This window comes from Amycolatopsis circi, assembly GCF_003385235.1.
Taxonomy (GTDB): domain Bacteria; phylum Actinomycetota; class Actinomycetes; order Mycobacteriales; family Pseudonocardiaceae; genus Amycolatopsis; species Amycolatopsis circi.
Map to the genome: position 1 here is coordinate 1 of NZ_PQIA01000064.1, position 17773 is coordinate 17773.

Annotated in this window: 14 protein-coding genes; 6 read left to right on the forward strand and 8 right to left on the reverse strand. The window is 67.4% G+C overall.

All coding sequences use genetic code 11. The features are described 5' to 3' along the window. Positions 1-626: 626 nt before the first annotated feature. On the reverse strand, positions 627-2948 hold the full coding sequence (locus D0D37_RS25220; RefSeq protein ID WP_244223666.1) for a terpene synthase family protein: 2322 nt from the start codon (positions 2946-2948) through the stop codon (positions 627-629). Positions 2949-3320: 372 nt separating this feature from the next. Between D0D37_RS25220 and D0D37_RS25225 the strand changes: the two genes are divergently transcribed. Further along, positions 3321-4988 (forward strand): sialidase family protein, encoded by a 1668-nt coding sequence (locus D0D37_RS25225; RefSeq protein ID WP_167493570.1) that lies wholly within the window; start codon positions 3321-3323, stop codon positions 4986-4988. Between the two features lie 47 nt (positions 4989-5035). Here D0D37_RS25225 and D0D37_RS25230 read toward each other — a convergent pair whose 3' ends face one another. From D0D37_RS25230 to D0D37_RS25245, 4 genes are read right to left on the reverse strand one after another with little or no spacing between them, the layout of a single operon-like run. Further along, on the reverse strand, positions 5036-7090 hold the full coding sequence (locus tag D0D37_RS25230) for a glycoside hydrolase family 2 protein (protein ID WP_116203047.1): 2055 nt from the start codon (positions 7088-7090) through the stop codon (positions 5036-5038). 3 nt (positions 7091-7093) lie between these two features. Continuing rightward, positions 7094-7963 (reverse strand): carbohydrate ABC transporter permease, encoded by an 870-nt coding sequence (locus D0D37_RS25235; RefSeq protein WP_116203048.1) that lies wholly within the window; start codon positions 7961-7963, stop codon positions 7094-7096. Position 7964: 1 nt separating this feature from the next. After that, complete coding sequence (locus tag D0D37_RS25240) at positions 7965-8915, reverse strand: carbohydrate ABC transporter permease (RefSeq protein WP_116203049.1); 951 nt, start codon at positions 8913-8915, stop codon at positions 7965-7967. Then, a complete protein-coding gene (locus D0D37_RS25245) occupies positions 8912-10297 on the reverse strand; it encodes an ABC transporter substrate-binding protein (protein WP_116203050.1) in 1386 nt (461 codons plus the stop codon). Before D0D37_RS25245 ends, D0D37_RS25240 begins: the two co-directional genes overlap by 4 nt. Before the next feature lie 112 nt (positions 10298-10409). On the opposite strand from D0D37_RS25245, the gene D0D37_RS25250 reads away from it, so the two are divergent. The 5 genes from D0D37_RS25250 (at position 10410) to D0D37_RS25270 (ending at position 14902) form a co-directional block, all read left to right on the forward strand. Continuing rightward, on the forward strand, positions 10410-11441 hold the full coding sequence (locus tag D0D37_RS25250; protein ID WP_244223667.1) for a LacI family DNA-binding transcriptional regulator: 1032 nt from the start codon (positions 10410-10412) through the stop codon (positions 11439-11441). Positions 11442-11481: 40 nt separating this feature from the next. After that, positions 11482-11784, forward strand: a complete 303-nt coding sequence (locus D0D37_RS25255; RefSeq protein ID WP_116203051.1) for a GNAT family N-acetyltransferase — start codon at positions 11482-11484, stop codon at positions 11782-11784. A 339-nt stretch (positions 11785-12123) separates the two neighbouring features. Further along, positions 12124-13140, forward strand: coding sequence for a S1 family peptidase (locus D0D37_RS25260; RefSeq protein WP_116203052.1), 1017 nt, complete (start codon positions 12124-12126; stop codon positions 13138-13140). Positions 13141-13237: 97 nt separating this feature from the next. Further along, the gene (locus tag D0D37_RS25265) at positions 13238-14080 is read left to right on the forward strand and encodes an SCO6745 family protein (protein WP_116203053.1); all 843 of its coding nucleotides are present in this window, start codon (positions 13238-13240) and stop codon (positions 14078-14080) included. Between the two features lie 66 nt (positions 14081-14146). After that, positions 14147-14902: an SDR family NAD(P)-dependent oxidoreductase gene (locus D0D37_RS25270; protein WP_116203054.1), complete on the forward strand. Its 756-nt coding sequence runs from the start codon at positions 14147-14149 to the stop codon at positions 14900-14902. Here the strand turns inward: D0D37_RS25270 and D0D37_RS46825 are convergent. The 3 genes from D0D37_RS46825 to D0D37_RS25280 form a co-directional block, all read right to left on the reverse strand. Beyond that, complete coding sequence (locus D0D37_RS46825; RefSeq protein ID WP_162834463.1) at positions 14877-15056, reverse strand: hypothetical protein; 180 nt, start codon at positions 15054-15056, stop codon at positions 14877-14879. The genes D0D37_RS25270 and D0D37_RS46825 overlap by 26 nt on opposite strands. A 319-nt stretch (positions 15057-15375) precedes the next feature. Beyond that, a complete protein-coding gene (locus tag D0D37_RS25275; RefSeq protein WP_116203055.1) occupies positions 15376-15792 on the reverse strand; it encodes a VOC family protein in 417 nt (138 codons plus the stop codon). 33 nt (positions 15793-15825) lie between these two features. After that, positions 15826-17046: a GGDEF domain-containing protein gene (locus D0D37_RS25280; protein WP_116203056.1), complete on the reverse strand. Its 1221-nt coding sequence runs from the start codon at positions 17044-17046 to the stop codon at positions 15826-15828. Positions 17047-17773: the final 727 nt, after the last annotated feature.

A 17773-nucleotide genomic window follows, 5' to 3' on the forward strand; every position in this document is an offset into this window, starting at 1 on the left:
AAGGAACAGCCCCAAAGGTTGTTTGTGCTGAGGGTTCGGGGGTGCTTGTCAAGGCGGGAAAGATGCCTTGACAAGCACCCCCGAACCGCAGGGAGGCTTCGTATCGGGGTGCGGGGAGGGGCTGGGTGCCTCGCTCGTTGGGTGCGTCGCTGCCGGTTGGTGTGGGTGGGTGGTCCGTGAAGGGCTCCTTGAGGGAATCTGAGGCCGTGAAGGGGCCCCTCACGGACTATCGCCGCCGCCAGAAAGCCGTGAAGGGCTCCTTGCGGGAATCAGATTCCCTCAAGGGGTCCCTCACGGACTGGTGCGGGGCAATGCCAGGGACTTAAGGCGGCGCCGTGGGTGCGGTTCGAAGTGTGCCTGTCCTGGTCGTCGGGGTTGGCGAGGCGGGCGCGGGGTTTGCTGTCCGTGAGGGGAACCCTGAGGGACTCTGAGTCCCTCAGGGTTCCCCTCACGGACGCGCGGAAGCGGCTAGGTGGGCCTAGGTCGGGCGTTTCGGCGGAAGTGACGTCCTTTGTGGACGGTAGGTGGGCTGAGGCCACGCCGCTTAAGTCCCTGGCATTGGACTGGTGCGGGTCGTGAGGGGAACCCTGCGGGACTCTGGGTCTGTGAGGGTTCCCCTCACGGCGTTAGAGGGGGGTGGTGCTGGGGATGCGCAGGGATTTGGTGCCTAGGCCGGTCGGGCCGCTGGGGTGTTGGCGCGGTTCTGCGCCGATCGCGACGGGAGGGGTGCCGGTGCAGCCTGGATGCAGCAGGGCTTGGCGGGCGGCAGGTGGTTTCGTGGCGTCGCTCGGCTCGGAGGGTGCTTCTGCGGGGAAGCGTGCGTCTCGGACTCGGTCCAGTTCTTCGTCTGTGTACCGGGCGGATTCGTGGTGCCAGTTCGCGATCCCGGTCATCAGGTTCTTCAGCAGGTCCGCGTAATCGGTGAGAGTGTCCTGAGCCGCCGCGTCCAGGCTGTAGTCGGCGAACAGGCCCGGCAGTCCGACGTCGACCGCGTGTCGGAATTCGGTCAGTCTTGCTTCTGCCAGGTTGGCGACTATGCGCAGGGCTTGATCTTGTTCTACGTCCAGGAAAGATCGTACTACCAGCACGGCATTGTGCAAGCCGCCTTCGTATTCTATTTCCTTGCGGTAGGAGAACAAATCGTTGATCAGCCAGGCGTAGTCGGCAGCCGAATCTTCCAGTGCTTCGATGACTCGGTTCCGGTGGATTTCCGGGGGCACGGTGCGGCTGTTGGTGAGCCGGCTGATGCTTGTCACCAGGTCGGAACCGAAGGTGCGGCGGCGCATTTCGACGTAATCGATCGGGTCGGAGATGCGGTTTTGGGCTTGGTTGGCCAGTTCCCACACCCAGGCGTCGAGCATGGTCTCGACCGTGCAGCGGAAGGCTTCGCGGTCGGTGGCGCTCAGCGGGCCGGTGGTGCGTTGCCACAGGTCTGCCAGGCCGGTTTCCAGTGCGGTCAGCGGTGGTGGCGGAGGGGCGCCGTCGGTGGGCATGAAGAGTTTGAGTCGTTCGGTGGCCAGTTTGGCTGCTGGCAGGTCGTTGGCGAAGACTTCCGGGTAGTAGTCGTCGGCGTAGGTGCCCCAGGTTAGCCAGTCGATGGTGAGGGACAGTTGTTCCTCGGATGCGTCGGGGCAGATGCCCGCGGCGGCCAGCGGTACGTCGGAGGCGCGCAGGCGGGTGGCGTCCCAGACTTGTTCGGACAGCAAGCCCATTCGTTGCGGCCAATCGGCGATTTTCTTGCGTTCGGCGGCTAGGTGCGGGCTTAAGCGCAGAGGGAACGGCAAAGGCAGGGCGGGCAGGGGGACTGGGCCCAGTTGCTCGTAGGGCTGGTGGGTGAAGGCCCGCGTGCGTTGGGGTGCGGTGGCGGCGACGGAGCGGAAGATCCGGGCAGCGGAGGTGCCTAGTCCGGACGGGCCGCCTAGCAACTCTGGGCCGCCGTGGGCGGCTAGGGCGCCTTCGTTCATGTAGCGGCTTGAGCGCAGATGCCATTCGTGTCCGCCGGATTGCCAGTCTTGCAAGCCTTTGACGTAGGCGAACGTTTCGGCTCGTCCGGCGGGTGGTACGCCGTGTTCGTCGGAGAGGGCGGGGATTTCGGTCAGTGCGGTGTGTTCGAATTGGTGCAGGCGCGAGGTCAGGAGGTCGTTTACCGCGTCGGCGGCCTCTTGGGTGGTGCAGCCTAGGAACTTTTCGAAGACCAGGACGCTGTTGGACAGTTCGCCCTCGTCTTCGACTTCGCGCTGGTAGGAGAACAGGTCGTTGCGTAGGTGTACGGCGTCGGCGAAGCAGTCGCGCAGGACTTCCATCGGGCGCTTAGCCGCGATTTCGTCTGGGACTTCGGCATTCAAAGAATGTTCGATCAGGTTGGCCGACCACGGTGCGCCGCCGACTTTGCGCCGCATCGCGACGTATTCGATCGGGTTCGCGACGCGGCCCTCGTTCATGTTGGCGAGTTCCCACAGCGATTCGTCGAGCAGGTTGCGGGTGCTTTCACGGAAGCGTCGCCGCCAAGCTGCTGAGCGGTGTGGCACGGTGCGGTTCCACAGGTCGGTCAGGCCGCGTTCTACCGGATTTTCCGGGGTTTCGGTGATCGCACCTTCGGCGGGCATGAAGCGGGCGATGCGGTCTAGGTACGCGCGGGCGTGCTCGATGTCGCCGGTGCGTTTGAAGAGTTCCAGGAAATGGTCGTCGAAGTAGAAGACCCAGACGTACCAGTCGGTGACGAGGTCCAGTTCCCGCGGGGCGGCGTCGGGGTGGGTGTAGGAGCACAGCAGGGCGTAGTCGTGGGAGTCGAGGTCGTGTTCGTTCCAGATGACGGTGCCGTGCTGGGGCACGTCGATCATGTCCATCGAGTATGCCCACGCCTTGCTGTGCTTCCGTGCCTCGTCGAGGTGCGGGTTCAGCCGGGCCGGATAGGACAGATAGAACTCGGGCAGGACGAACGGCTGCACGCGTGCTCCCTCGTCGCGGGGTACCGACTCCACGAGGCAAACAGACCCGACCGGCGCGGCGGAAGCCCTGCCACTCCGCCGTCGCGGGGGATCGCCCGGGCGGCCCAGCGCGGCCCGTCGCGGGGTCGCCGCTGCGTGCTGTCGCGTCGCTCGTCGGTGGACCGCGAGCCGACATCCGGGTGCGGGCGGCAGCGGTAGTTGTCCGCCGGACAGTTTCTTGCAACGTGTGCAAATTGGAGTATTCTCGGTTTTTCACACGATGGCAAAGCGGCCGGATCCGGGACGGTCACCTCTTCGAGAAGCCCAGCGGTGTGGTGCGCGGGAGGGGTCGCCAGGAGGTTGTGGCGCCGTCCCGTCCTAGGAGTGACGCTCATGTCGCCTGGTCCCCTCACTTCCCCTTCCCGGCCGAGACGGCGAGGCGCGCTGGTCGCCGCTGTCGTGCTCGGCGCCGCGCTCACGGCCGCGTTTCCGGCGGGCACCGCCACCGCGGCCACCACCTCCGGCGGAGTGCTTTACCGGCCCAGCACCGCCAGTGGTTCCACTGAGGACGCGAGCTATCCGCGCGTCATCCGCCTCGCGCACAACGGCAGTGCGAACGGCACCCTGCTGTCCACTTTCTCGCACTCCGGCACCGGTGTCGGGAAGGCGAACTTCCCGGTCTACCGCTCGACCGACAACGGCGTCACCTGGACGTCCTCGCCGATCAGCACAGTCACCGACACCCAGCACGGCTGGGATCTCGACGGTCCGACGCTGTACGAACTGCCGCGCGCCGAAGGATCGCTCCCGGCCGGCACGCTGCTCGCCGCGGGCACTGCCTGGAACCACGGCGACTACACGCAGCAGGCGGTCGAGGTCTTCGTGTCCACCAACCAGGGCGCGAGCTGGACTTACCGCAGTTCGTGCGCGGCCGAGTCCGGGATGGCCAACACGATCGGCCACGGCATCTGGGAACCGGAGTTCGCCACCACCGACCACGGGCTCATCTGCTACTTCTCCGACGAACGCCCGTCGGTGAACAACTACGCCCAGGTCCTCGCCCACGCGGTCTCCACCGACGGAGGCCTGACGTGGGGCAACGAGGTCTACGACGTCGCGGTGCAGAACGGCGTCGAGCGGCCCGGGATGGCCACCGTCGTCCCGTTGCCCAACGGCACCTACGCGATGACCTACGAGGACTGCAAAGCCGGCTTCGATCCGGACCAGGCTTGCGACGTCTACCTCAAGACGTCCCCGGACGCCGAAGCGTGGAATCCCGGCAGCCTCGGCACCCGGATCGAGACCGCCGACCACCGGTTCCTGCTGCACACGCCGTACCTGACCTGGTCGCCGGCGGGCGGCGCTAACGGGACTCTCGTCGCGTCCGGACAGCGCGTCGTCGCGGGCACGGACGGCTCGCTGGCGGTCCAGCCGGAGGACGGGCACGTGCTCTTCGTGAACCGGAACCTCGGATCCGGTGCCTGGCAAGAGATCACCACACCGGTGACCACCGCGCCGACCGGCGGTTACGACGCGGGCGAGACCGCCTGCGCCGGGTACAGTTCGCCGCTGCTCGGCGCGCTGTCGGGCAACACCTTCCTGATGCTCGCGGGCACGCATTTGTCCACCGGCAAATGCGAAACGGACTTCGGCACGGCGACCTTGCCGAACGCACAGGGCCAGATCACCGGTCCCGGCACCACCGGCAAGTGCGTTGACGTCAACACCAACACGTCGGTCAACGGCAACGCGGTGCAGCTCTACACCTGCGGTATCGCGACCGGTCAGCAGTGGTCGCTGGAAACCGACGGCACGATCCGGGCTTTCGACAAGTGCCTGAACATCGTCGGCGGCGGCACCGCGAATTCGTCCAAAGTGGAGCTTCGCGACTGTCTCGGTACGCCTGCGCAGCAATGGCAGGCAAGGGCGGACGGGTCGATCTACAACCCGCAGTCCGGCCGGTGCCTTGACGATCCGCAGGCCCAGACCGCGGACGGCACGCAGTTGCAGATCTATGACTGCAACGGCTTGTTCACTCAGGTCTGGCACGTCCCAGCCTGATGAGAAAGGGCGGCCAGCTCAGCTGGCCGCCCTTTCCCCTTAACGGATCAGTCTCGCGCACCCCGCCGGTTCAATTCCTCGACGACCGCCGCGTCCACAAAGGTCCGGGCGGTCACCTTGCCGTCCGTTTCCAGCCACAGGTGCAGTCGCGCCGGACCGCCCGGAGCCGGGACGGTCAGCGGGAACGCGTCGCTGAGCCGGAACGGTTTCGCTTGCGCGGCAAGGGAAGCCGAGGCCGGAGGCAGATTGCGCGAACCTGACGCGCCCCATCCGGCGTGCAGAGTTCCCGCGATCGGCTCCTGGCCGGTGTGCGAGACGTGCACGTCGAGGGTCAACGGTTCCGTCGGGACCGGCAGGTCGGCACCCGCGTGCGCGGGCACGAGGTCGACGACCAGGGTGGTCGCCGCGAAGGCGTCGGCCGGGTTGAGCCCGCCCCAGTCCTTCGGCCGCCGGTGCGTGTCCAGCAGGCCCGCCATTTCGTGTTCCACGTCGGTCAGTTCGGTGTAGATATAGCCGGAAAACCGGTCGTGCCTGCGGATTTCCTGGGTCTGCCAGCGTACGTGCCACGCCCGCTCCAGGCTGGTGAACCCCGCGCCGTACTCGCTGTTCAGCACCGGCACGCCGGAGCGCGGGAAATCGGCGGAACCATAGAACGATTTGTCGACCAGGAAATCCGGCCGGAGCTTGACCTCGAACGACTCCCGCTCGCCGGACGCGAGCGCGGCGAGGTTTTCCGCCCAGTTGCGCGGATTCTCGTCGTAGTAGTGCCAGTCGACCAGGTCGGTCTTCACGTGCGCCCAGCCGGAGTTCTCCACGATCGGCCGGGTGTCGTCGAGCGAGCGCATGAGGTCGTAGGCGCGCACGGCCGCGGCGGCGCGCTCCGGGCTGCCCGGGATGTCCCAGTCCAGGCCCCATTCTTCGTTGTACAGACCCCAGATCACGATCGACGGATGGTTGCCGTCGCGCCGGACCAGGTCCGGCAGTTGCGCCTCAAAGGCCGCCGCGGCGGCCGGGCTGAACCGGCTCGGAGCGGGCGGTTCGGCCCAGATCAGCATCCCGATCCGGTCGGCGTGGTCGAGCCATCGCGGTTCCTCTGCCTTGAGATGCTTGCGCACCAGCGAAAAACCGAGTTCCCGCGCGAGTTCGAGGTCGTGGACCAGCGCTTCGTCGTCCGGTGCGGTGAGCCCGGACTCGGGCCAGTAACCCTGGTCGAGCACGCCGCGCACATACAGCCGTTCTCCGTTGAGATACAACGCTTCGCCGCGCGTTTCGATCCGGCGAAGCCCACCGGTCACGGTCAGCCGGTCGGCGTAATCGCCTTCGCCGACGGTCAGCGCGATGGAGTACAGGTGCGGCGATTCCGGGCTCCACACTTGCGGCGACGGAACCTCCAGGCGACCGGAGAACCGCCCGTCCCGCACCGAAAGGACGGTCTCGCGGCCCTCCAGGAGCGCAATCACGGCGGCGCTGTCCGGAGCGTCCCCAGCAAGTTCGCCCGCGATGTCGAAGCCGGTCAGCGAATCCCCGCGCACGGAAACCTCGGCGGCGTAGGTGCGTCCGCGTGCCTCTAGCCAGACGCTCTGCCAGATTCCGGACGTCGGCGTAAAGGAGACGCCGTCGTAGTCGTCTCGCGGGATCGAGCGCTGTTTGCCGTGCGGGATTTCGCGTTTGTCCGCGGGCGCATCGACCTCAACGGTCAACTCGGCGGATTGGCCTGGCTCCAGCACGTCCGTGACGTCGAACTCGAACGAGCTGTGTCCGCCGACGTGTGAACCGAGGGGCGTCCCGTTGATCGAGACGACCGCCCGGTGATGCACCGCGCCGAAGCACAGCGCCACCCGGCGTCCTGTCCACTCCGCCGGAACCGTGACCGTTCGCGTGTAGACCGCGTGTTCCAGCCAGGTGCGATGCACGCCGGAAGCCGCGGTCTCCCAAGCGAACGGCACAGTGATCGACTCGGGCGCACCGTCGGCTGCGGCGAACCGCCAGCGGCCGTTGAGGCTCAGCCATCTCGTGGACCGGTCCCGGTCGGGACGCGGATACCCCGGCCGCGGGACCGCCTCCCCAGCGATCGGAGCGGCGGCGTTCTCGGCAATCGTCATGTGTCAGCCCTTTACGCTTCCGGCGAGGATGCCGTTGATGAAGTGCTTCTGCAGCACGATGAACAGGATCAGCAGCGGGACGAGCGCGATCGACGCGGCGGCGAGCAGTTCGCCGGTGATGGTCGCGTAATCGGACCCCACCCGGTTGCCCGAGATGTTCTGGGCGAGCGTCGAAAGAACCACCTGGAGAGTGGCCATCCGGCTGGAACTGGCCGCGACGACCGGCCAGACGAAATCGTTGTAGATGTTCATGATCGTCAGCACGCCGAGCCCGGCGAGACCCGGCCGGATCGCCGGGACCACCACGCGCCGGAAGATGCCGAACTCGCCGCAGCCGTCGACGCGGGCGGCGTCGAGCAGTTCGTCCGGCACCGCCGCGATCACCTGGCGCATCCAGAAGATCGCGAACGCGTCGACCGAACCGGGCAGGATCAGCGCCTGGTAGGTGTTGACCCAGCCGAGTTCCTTCATCTCCAGCAGCAGCGGGATGACGAGCACGATCGTCGGCAGCATCAGAGTGAGCAGCACCGCGCCGAAGATCAGGTTCCGGCCCGCGAAACGGTATTTCGCGAACGCGTAGGCCGCCAGCGGCGCGCAGAACATCGTGATCGCGCCCTTCGCCACGAGCACGATGCCGGTGTTGAGGAACCCGCTGCCGATCGGGACGTCCTGGAACATCCCGCGGAAATTGGCGAGGGTGAAGGTCGCCGGGTCGAACGCGAGCGGATTCCGGATGATCTCGCCCGCCGGTTTGAACGACGACAGGATCGCCCACGCCACCGGCGCGAGCAGGGCGACGGTCAGCACGAGCAGGAACGCGTGCGAGCCGAGCAGCGGCCGGGCCCGTCGTTCACGGACGCCGAGTGCGGTCATCTCAATCCTCCGCTCGGAGCAGCCGGACGAAAAGCAACGACACCGCCATCACGACGATCACCAGCAGGAACGAGTTCGCCGCCCCGGTGCCGAGATCCGCGCGGGTGATGTGGTTGTAGAGGTAGAGCCCGGCCGTGGTGGTCGAGTTGTACGGCCCGCCTTTCGTCACCACATACGGCTCGGCGAACATCTGGAACACCGCCAGCGTCTGCAAAACGAGGCTGAACATCAGCGAGCGGCGCAGCAGCGGAACGGTGATCGACCACAGCTGCCGCATCCGGCCCGCGCCGTCGAGCGAGGCCGCCTCGTAAAGGCCGCGGTCGATCTGCTGGAGTCCAGAAAGGACGATCAGGATCACGAACCCGGTGGTCTTCCAGAGGAACAGCAACGCGAGCGTCGGCTTCGCCCACCCGCTCGTCACGAGCCAGCCGACCGGCGGGAGGCCGACCGCGCCGAGCATCGCGTTCACCGCGCCGTTGTTCTGGTCGAACAGCACGATCCAGATCTGCGCGACCGCGACCAGCGGCGTCACGAACGGCACGACGAACGCCACCCGGTAGAACCCGCGCAGCCGCTTGATCGCGTTGAGCAGCACCGCCACGAGCACCGCCAGCACCAGCTGCGCCGGGACGATCAACAGCCACAGCACGCCGGAATTGCCGAGCGACGACCAGAATCCGCTGCTGGTCAGCAGATAGCGGTAGTTGTCGAGGCCGATCCAGTGCGCGGCACCGGATCCGTGCCAGTCGGTGAAGCTCAGACGCAGCGTGAAGAACAACGGGTAGACGCTGAAAGCCAAGAACACCAAGACAAACGGCAGCACGAACACATACGGCGCGAGGAGGCGGCGCAACGGAAGCGTGTGCCGTCGACGGCGCGGTGTCCGGGTGCGCGGCTCGACGGCCGGTTCCCGGAACACCTTCGCTGCGGGAGAAACGGAACGAGTGGTCATTTGCGGTCGATCAGGTTGGTCTGGATGTCCTTGCCCGCCTTGTCGATCACCTGTTGCGGGGTGAGCGCGCCGTCCAGCATTTTCTGCAGGTCGGTGCCGAGGTAGTCGACCGCGCCGGACCACCAGGCCGGGATCGGCGCCCCGCCGGGGATTTCCTGGCCGGCTTCGACGGCGGTCTTCCAGAGGTCCTGGCCGCCCATCGCGTCGATCGGCCGGAACAACGGTTTCGCCGGATCGGCGGCGGGACGGTAGGCGGGGACCGAGGTGTTGAGGCCGCCCGGATAGACCGCGTTCGGGCCGTAGACGCCGGTGTAGCCCGCCTGGTCGAACATCAGGAAGCGGTAGAAAAGCCAGGACAGCTTGGGATTCTTGGCGTCCTTGGGGATGACGAACGACGAACCGCCCATCGCGCCGCTGCGCGCGCCGCCCGCGGTCCACGCCGGCAACGGCATCGCCCGCCAGTCGCCCTTGGTCGCGGTCAACTGCTGCTGCGGGGCGAAGTCGAACCAGATCGCCCACGGGTAGAAGACCTCGTCGGCCGAGTCCAGCGCGCTGACGTCGCTGGGCTTGAGGTACTCCGCGCGAGTGCCGAGCCCTTCTTTGCGCACGGTGTCCAGCCAGGTCAGGATCTGGTGGTACTGCGGGGAATTCAGCCGCAGCTTGCCGTCCGGACCGGCGAGGCCGGTGCCCAGCTGGCTGGCGAACATCTCGAGCTGGAGCTGGCTGTTGAAGGCGTCCTGCTCCAGGTGGATCGGCTTCGCGCCGGGCTTGAACTGCTGGTACTTCTTCGCCGCGGCGAGCAAATCGTCGTAGGTCTTAATGCCGTTCGGGTCGATCCCGGCCGAGCTGAGCGCCTTCGCGTTGTAGAACAGCAACCCGGGGTCGAGGTCGAAGGGCACGCCGTAGATGCCGCCGTTGACGGTGTTGACGTCGACCTTCTGCTTCGCGATGTCCTTGGTGTAGGGCGCGAGCACGTCCTTGAGATTCCACAGGTGGCTGACGTAGCCGCCGACCTTGGCGTCGTCGAGGAAGACGCCGTCGGGCACGTCGGTGCCGGTGATCAGCGTGTTCTGGAGCTTGCCCGCGATGTCGACGGCCTCGTGCTTGACCGTGACGCCGGGGTATTTCGCGGTGAACTTCTTGATCGCCGAATCGAAGACCTTGTACAGGTCGCCGGAGCGGTCCCAGACGGTGATCTCGCCCTTGGGCGCCTCGTCGGACGGGGCTTGCAGCACGGCGTTGTCCGTGGCCGGGGCGTCGGAGCTGATGTCCGGGCCGCAGCCGCTCAGCCCGGCGACGAGCAGGGCCGTAGCGGCGACGGCGGCGCCGCGGCGGGGGAGGAGGCGGGCTGTCCGTCCGCTCCGTCGGAGAGTGGGGTTCATGGCACTCCTTTGTGCGGGACGGCGGCAACGCGGCGTGCGGGGAGGGGCCCGCCGTGGGTTTGCCAACGTAGGCAAACTGTACGACATGCTTGCACACGTTGCAAAAGGTAGGATGACTTCCGGCGAAGGGGGCTACATGGCGGCGACGTTGCGGGACGTGGCGGATCGGGCACAGGTTTCGGTGCGCACGGTGTCGAACGTCGTCAGCGGTTACGAGCACGTCAGCGACAAGATGCGCCAGCGCGTGCTGCGGGCCATCGAGGAACTCGGCTACATCCCGAACCCGGTCGCGCGCACACTGCGCACCGGCAAAACGGGGCTGCTCTCGCTGGTGGTGCCGGAGATCGACGTGCCGTACTTCAGCCAGCTCGCCCGCGAGGTCATCGACGCCGCGGCCGACCTCGGCTTCCAGGTGATGATTGACCAGACCGGGCACGACCACGAGCGGGAACGCCAGCTGCTGCGCGGCGGAGGCAGGCGCAACCTGTTCGACGGCATGCTGTTCGCGCCGCTCGCGACGGGCGACGAGTTGCGCGACGTGGACCCGGCCCGCTCGTCGCCGCTGATCCTGCTCGGCGAGCACGTGTTCGACCGCCGCTTCGACCACGTGGCGATCGACAACGTCGTCGCGGCCCACGACGCGACGACCCACCTGCTCGACCGCGGCCGTACTCGCATCGCGGCAATCGGCGCTCAGCCGAAGGAAAGGTATGCGACGCCGCTGCAGCGCACCGAGGGATTCCGCAAAGCGCTCGACGAGCACGGCCTGGAACCGGTCAATGCGCTGCAGGCCACGGCTGCCCACTACGGCCGGGCGGACGGTTACGCGGCCACCGCGTCGCTGCTTCGCGAATCTCCGCGCCCGGACGCCGTTTTCTGCTATTCCGACCTGCTGGCGATGGGTGCGATCCGCGCGGTGTTCGACGCCGGTCTGCGCGTCCCGGAGGACGTGGCGATCATCGGCATCGACGACATCGAGGAAGGCCGGTATTCGCGGCCCTCGTTGAGCACCGTTTCGCTGGACACTCCGTTCATCGCGCGGACCGCGGTGTCCCGGCTGGCCGCGCGCATCGAGGATCCGGGGCTCCCCGCCGAGGAATTCGTCGCGCCGCACAAGCTGCTCGCGAGGGAGAGCACGGGCTGAGCGCGGCGCGAGGATTCCGGCGGTGTGTGAGGATGCGGGAATGAGCGAAGAAGAACCCCGCGTGTCCCGCAACGACAGCGAAAACCGCTACGAAGTGTATGCGGACGGCAAGCTCGCCGGCTTCGCCGAATTCACCCCGAAGGACACCGAAACCGTTTTCACCCACACGGAGATCGATGACGAGTTCGGCGGCCGCGGCCTCGGCAAGGTGCTGGCGAAGGCCGCGCTGGACGACGTCGTGGCGCGCGGCGGCGTGATCGTTCCGGTGTGCCCGTTCATCGCCGGGTATCTGCGCAAGAACGAGGGTTACGCCGAGCACGTCCGGTGGCCCGGACAGCACTGAGGTTTGCTCAGCAGCGCGCGGGGTTCTCGCGCCGCGCGGCTGGCCTGGCGCGCGATGCCGAGGTCGTGAGGGGAACCCTGAGGGAATCTGAGTCCCTCAGGGTTCCCCTCACGGACTTCGCGCCGAACCCGCCGCGCACCGCACTGCGGAGAAAATCCCACTGACGCAGGTCAGCAGCGCCGTTCGGGGTATTCCAGGTGGCCCGAACGGCGCAGTGGTGTCCGATTAGCCGGTATTTTTTGGTTATTAACCAACCTTCGTCGGTTTCGCGTTGGTTGCCGGGCAACAAAAGTGTGGGGCGTCCCACCGGTCGGTTTCAGCCCACCTGGAGGAAGATCCATGACTTCCCGGAAGACGCTCGTCGCGGGATTCACCGCACTGTCGGCCGCGGCCTTGACCGCGGGCATGTGCGTGAACGCCGCCTCGGCAAGCCCGATGGCGTTCGCCCAGATGCAGGCACAGGCGATCACCCAGGCGACGCAGGTCGCCGACACGCTCGGCGCCGGAAACGGCGGTATCTACCTCGAACGCGGCAAGGCGGTGCTGAACGTCACCGACACCGCCGCGCAGGAGAAGGCGAAGGCAGCCGGCTTCGCGACCAAGCTCGTCAAGCACAGCTTCACCGCCCTCACCGGCGCGAAGAACCAGATGGACACGGTGAAGAACGTGCCGCAGACGTCGTGGGGCATCGACACCAAGACCAACCAGGTCGTGGTGAAGATCTACGACTCGGCGTCGCAGGCCACGAAGGACAAGGTCGCCGCGGCGGCGGCGAAGCTGGGCGACGCGGCGCGCGTCGAGCAGCGCTCGGGCAAGCTGTCCACCTACATCGCGGACGGCGACTCGATCAACAACGGCCAGTTCACCTGCTCGCTCGGCTTCAACGTGACCAAGGGCGGCCAGCCGTACATGCTGACCGCGGGCCACTGCACCAATGAAGGCGGCACCTGGTCCGGCGGCGACGTCTCCGGCGCCCAGGTCGTCCAGAGCGACTGCCCCGGAGCCGACTCCGGTCTGCTGACCCGCCCGAACGGCACCGGCGACGGCGCGATCAACACCGGCCAGAAGATCTCCAGCGCCGGCAGCCCCACCGTCGGCGAGCAGATCGAGAAGATGGGCCAGACCACCGGCGGCGGCAGCGGCCAGGTCACCTCGGTCGACGAGTCGGTCAACTTCGACGTGGGCGTCCTGAACCACGAATTCGGCACCACCGCCCACACCGACCACGGCGACTCGGGCGGCCCGGCGTACGACGGGGACAAGGGCCTCGGCACCCTCTCCGGCGGCGACACCCAGACCAGCTACTTCTACCCGCTGACTCTGGAACTGCAGTCCTACGGCCTCGAACTCGCCTGAGGCTCTACCGTTTTTCGGCCCGCCGTCCCTCTTTCGGGGCGGCGGGCTTCTTTGCGTGCGGCGGTTTTTGTCGTACCCGGGGCTTAGAGTTGGCCGCATGAAGCCGAACCCGGCCCGAAACCTATGGACAGCAATAGAACCCCTCCACGCAGTCGTCTACTTCGCCCCGGAACCCGCCGCGGCGGCGAAGGACGTTGGCTTGCGCGGCTGGTGGATGGGCTACTTCGCGGGCCGGGCCGCGCCACTCGGTCCGATCGGCCCGGAACCGGTCACGTCGATGTTCTTCGGGTTCGCACCGCGGATGGTCGCGCGAGCACTGCCGGACGCGTGGACTTTCGCCTCTCCTGCGGACGTATTGCGTACTCGGGTGGAAGCGGTCGAAGCGGCGTTGGCGCGATTGCTCGGGCCGGACACTGTGGACGAGTTGGTCCTGCTCCTGGAACAAGCCGTCGCCGCCTGTCGATTCGATGCCCGGCCACTCGCCGCGGCTTGGTCCGCTGTGCCTCGTCCGGATCGGCCGTTGGCCCGGCTGTGGCTGGCGACCGCCGTGCTGCGTGAACACCGAGGCGACGGCCACGTCCTGGCCGCGGTCGCCTCCGGACTCACCGGTCTGGAAACCACCCTCACCCACATCGCCACCGGAGCCACCACCCGCGAGCAAGTCCAGCGCGCCCGGGGCTGGACCGACGAAGAATGGTCCGAGGCAACAGCAAACCTGCTCGATCACGGTTTGATCGACGCGGGCGGCCTGACCCCGGCCGGCGCGGAAGTCCGCCGCACCATCGAAGAAAGCACCGACCGCCTAGCCGCCGACCCGCTCGAAGCACTAGGCCCAGCAGGCGTCGACCGCGTGCTAGACCTGGCAACCCCGCTGAGCCGGCGGATCATCGACCGCGGCGGAGTCCCCGTCCCCAACCCGATGGGGGCACAACGACCCTAGGCACTGTCGATTCTCCGGCTCCCCATCCGACGCACTAGTGACAGCCACTAGAAGGGAGCCCTGAAGATGCTGCTGGAAGGCAAGAACGCGGTCGTGTACGGCGCTGGCGGAGGTATCGGCGGCGCGTTCGCCCGAGCGTTCGCCGAGGAAGGCGCGCGAGTCTTCCTGGCCGGACGTACCCGCGAGAAACTGGACCTCGTCGCCGACGACATCCGCGCCGCGGGTGGCACCGCCGATGTCGCGGTAGTCGACGCGCTCGACGAGAAATCCGTGGACGCGCACGCCGACGCGGTAGTCGAAGCCGCGGGCAGCCTCGACATCTCGGTGAACGTGATCAGCCACGGCGACGTCCAGGGAACTGCCATGGTCGAGATGTCGCTGGCCGACTACGAACAACCAGTGATCAACGGCGTCCGCACCACTTTCCTCACCATGCGTGCGGCCGGACGTCACATGAAGCGCCAAGGCAACGGCGTAGTCCTCCTCTTCGGCGGCGACGGCGATCCTGTGCGCAACCATGCGGTCGGCGGTCTGCAAGTCGGATTCGCCGCGCTGGAAGCCATGCGCCGACAACTCGCCGCCGAACTAGGCCGATACGGCGTGCGCACAGTGACCCTCCGAACCGGCGGCATCCCGGAAACGCTCCCGGCCGATTTCCCCGGTGCCGAGGAACTCACCGCGGAACTCGCCGAGCCGACCATGCTCGGCCGCACCGCGACGCTGGCCGATGTCGGTGCCGTAGCGGCGTTCGTCGCGTCCGACCGAGCCCGCACGATGACCGCTGCCACGGTGAACATCAGCTGCGGCGCACTAGTGGACTAGATCGCTTCGAAACCAGTGCGGCACCAGCGATCGCGAGAACCGCGAGCACGACACTCACCACGATGATCGTCGCGGTAGAGCCGAAACTGCCGACGACAAGTCCAAACGCGACAGACAGGAGCCCCATCCCGAGGCAGGCCACGACGAAGAACACCGAGCGAACCCCGCACGGGAGGCGGGTACCGCGGATTCGGCTGCGTAAGCCCGGTTGAACAACCTCCCGATGCCCGACCCCGTCGCCGCGCGTCCGCCGTCTGGGCGAAAACCCTGACCGACGCGGCCATCGAGCGTCGCGTCGATTTCGTGCTGCCGTGAGGCCAGTCGACGACCCCGGCGGCGCGGGTGTTGCGGACTGGACTGGCCGCGGCCGTCGCGGGTTAACCCTTCGCGCGGGCCTCGCGTTTCTGCTGCGAGGCCAGGGGGGAGACTCCGGCGGCCCGGGTGTTGCGGACTGCACTGGCCGCCGTCGCGGGTTAACCCTTCGCGCGGGCGGAAATCTGCTGTACCGACCAGCCGTTGCCGTCGGGATCGGCGAAGTGAATGAACCCGATGTTGTCGAGGTCCTCGAGCGCACCAGTGCCCGGATCCGAGCCGTAAACCTGCAGTTCTCCGACCTCGACGCCGCGTTCCACCAGCTCCTCGCGAGCCTTCCGCACATCGGCGACGACCAGCTGCAGACCCTTGAGCGACCCTGGCGGCATGTCCGGAACCATGCCCTTGCCCAGGACGATCGAACAGCCCGACCCCGGCGGCGTCAGCTGCACCAGCCGCTGTCCCGGCCCGGGGTTGATGTCGTGGTCCAGGTGGAAGCCGACCTGGTCGACGTAGAACGCTTTCGCCCGGTCCACCTCGGTGACGGGCACGACGACGACCTCGAGAGTCCAGTCCATGCGACGAGTTCTAGCGGTGGCCCGAGCAGCCGGTCAAGCGCTCGCCAGCTCCACCCGGTTCCGGCCGGACTTCTTGGCCCGGTACAGCGCGGCGTCGGCGGCCACCAGCACGTCGTCGACGCTGGCGAGATGCTCGGCCGGGTACAGGGCACAGCCGATCGAGACGGTCAGGTCGCTGATCACCGAATCCTGATCCGGCAGCGCGACGACAACCTGCGGGATCCGCCGCCGGATGCGGTCGGCGATGTGGCCGAGGTGCTCGGCGCTCGGGATGTCCGGCAGCGCGATCGCGAACTCCTCGCCGCCCCAGCGGCCGCACACGTCCTGCTCGCGGACCTCGTCACGCAGCGACAGTGCGATCTCGCGCAGCACCAGGTCGCCGGTGGGGTGACCGTAGGTGTCGTTGATCGCCTTGAAATGGTCGAGGTCGAGCAGCAGCACGCCAACGCTGGCCTGGTTCGCCCGCGCGCGTTCGAGGTAGCGCTCGGCGACCGTGCGCCACCAGCGTTTGGTGGCCAGGCCGGTCGTGACGTCGGTGCGCGCGTCGCGCTGGAACTGGGTGAGCAGCAGCCCGCGGTGCAATGCCACGAGCGCGATCACGACGCCCGCCAGGAGCAGCGGGTTGGCCAGCAACAGGAGCGCCGCGGTGACCAGACCGAGCCCGATCGCGCCCGCTTCGAGCAGCTGGTCGCCGAAACCGGAGAACAGGTCGGCGAACGACCGCGGCGGGCTCGACAGCGCGATCGCGACCATGACGAGCGCGGTGTTGATCGCCCAGCGCAGCCCGGCGGCCAGCACGAAGACGACGAGGTCGAGCAGCCCCGGGCCGAAGCCGCCGGCGAGCACCCCGGGGTACTCGTGCATGCCGAGCGCGAGCACCGCGACCGCGGCTTGCGTGCCGCACAGGACGGTCGCGCAGGAGAAAATCCAGCGGTGCGGCAGAACCGGCCGTTCGCGCGGCCAGACCCGCCACCAGGCGACGGCGTAGGTGAGCACGACCATCGCCGACGCGAGGATCGCCGGAAGCGCCACCACGGCGGCGATGCTCCACACGGCCTTGGTGTCGACGTACGCGACGGTGGGCGCGCGGCTGTACTCGCGCTGCCGTTCAATGTGCCGGGTCGCCTCGATCGCCAGCGCCGCGCACACCGCGAGGACGCCGAAGCGGACTAGATCGATCTGGTGCACCGGCGCGAGCCACGCGGTGGCGAGGGTCGCGCCCACCGCCACGACGTTCACCAGCAGCACATACATGCGGACGTGAGAGGGCAACCTCCATAGGCCCCAGCCTGTGAACCACCCGGCAACTCGTGCGCGCACTCTTCACCTCACCCGATTGGCTTCTACGGTAAACGACGAGGCGCGTTGTGTGCTGCCTGTCGTCCGGACTCTGGGAAGCACCGGGGCGATTTCGCCCGGACAGCCCAGCGCCAGACGGCCGGCGAGGGGAGGTGGCCACTGTGAGTAGTGGCCACCTGCTCCGAATCCGGGCCGGACCAGGGAATCCACGAGGGTCCCTTTGGGCCCCCACGGCCACTTTCGGTGACCGGCCTACCGGCGATGACGTGCGAAAACCGCCGAAGGCGCGACTCTGAAACGGAGGTGACAACCGTGCGCGACAACAACTGGACGGCTCCGCGGTGACCTAGGTCTCTTCGCGGTCTCGACTCGAGGTCGAGACTTTCGGTCCTCGCTGCTGAGAGGAGGTGCCCACAGTGCGGGACAACAACTGGTGAACGGGACTGAACCGGGAATCCGGGGCGCGGAAGGAAAGCGGAAAGGAGACGGCGAGATGCGCGACAACAACTGGACCCGCTGAGGACGGCTGGCTGATCGGGACGGGTGATCGGAAAGGAGGAGTCGCGGTGCGTGACAACAACTGGACCCGCTGAAACCGCCGAAAACGCTGGACGAACTGCTGTGGAAAGAGGTGAGCAACTGCCATGCGCGACAACAACTGGACTCGCTGAACCTGCCGACT

Coding starts and splice junctions, on each gene's coding strand:
- D0D37_RS25230 (WP_116203047.1), bottom strand. CDS start 7,090: ATGACGATTGCCGAGAACGCCGCCGCTCCGATCGCTGGGGAGGCGGTC.
- D0D37_RS25225 (WP_167493570.1), top strand. CDS start 3,321: ATGTCGCCTGGTCCCCTCACTTCCCCTTCCCGGCCGAGACGGCGAGGC.
- D0D37_RS25245 (WP_116203050.1), bottom strand. CDS start 10,297: ATGAACCCCACTCTCCGACGGAGCGGACGGACAGCCCGCCTCCTCCCC.
- D0D37_RS25250 (WP_244223667.1), top strand. CDS start 10,410: ATGACTTCCGGCGAAGGGGGCTACATGGCGGCGACGTTGCGGGACGTG.
- D0D37_RS25260 (WP_116203052.1), top strand. CDS start 12,124: ATGACTTCCCGGAAGACGCTCGTCGCGGGATTCACCGCACTGTCGGCC.
- D0D37_RS25265 (WP_116203053.1), top strand. CDS start 13,238: ATGAAGCCGAACCCGGCCCGAAACCTATGGACAGCAATAGAACCCCTC.
- D0D37_RS25270 (WP_116203054.1), top strand. CDS start 14,147: ATGCTGCTGGAAGGCAAGAACGCGGTCGTGTACGGCGCTGGCGGAGGT.
- D0D37_RS25275 (WP_116203055.1), bottom strand. CDS start 15,792: ATGGACTGGACTCTCGAGGTCGTCGTCGTGCCCGTCACCGAGGTGGAC.
- D0D37_RS25280 (WP_116203056.1), bottom strand. CDS start 17,046: ATGTATGTGCTGCTGGTGAACGTCGTGGCGGTGGGCGCGACCCTCGCC.
- D0D37_RS25235 (WP_116203048.1), bottom strand. CDS start 7,963: ATGACCGCACTCGGCGTCCGTGAACGACGGGCCCGGCCGCTGCTCGGC.
- D0D37_RS25240 (WP_116203049.1), bottom strand. CDS start 8,915: ATGACCACTCGTTCCGTTTCTCCCGCAGCGAAGGTGTTCCGGGAACCG.
- D0D37_RS25255 (WP_116203051.1), top strand. CDS start 11,482: ATGAGCGAAGAAGAACCCCGCGTGTCCCGCAACGACAGCGAAAACCGC.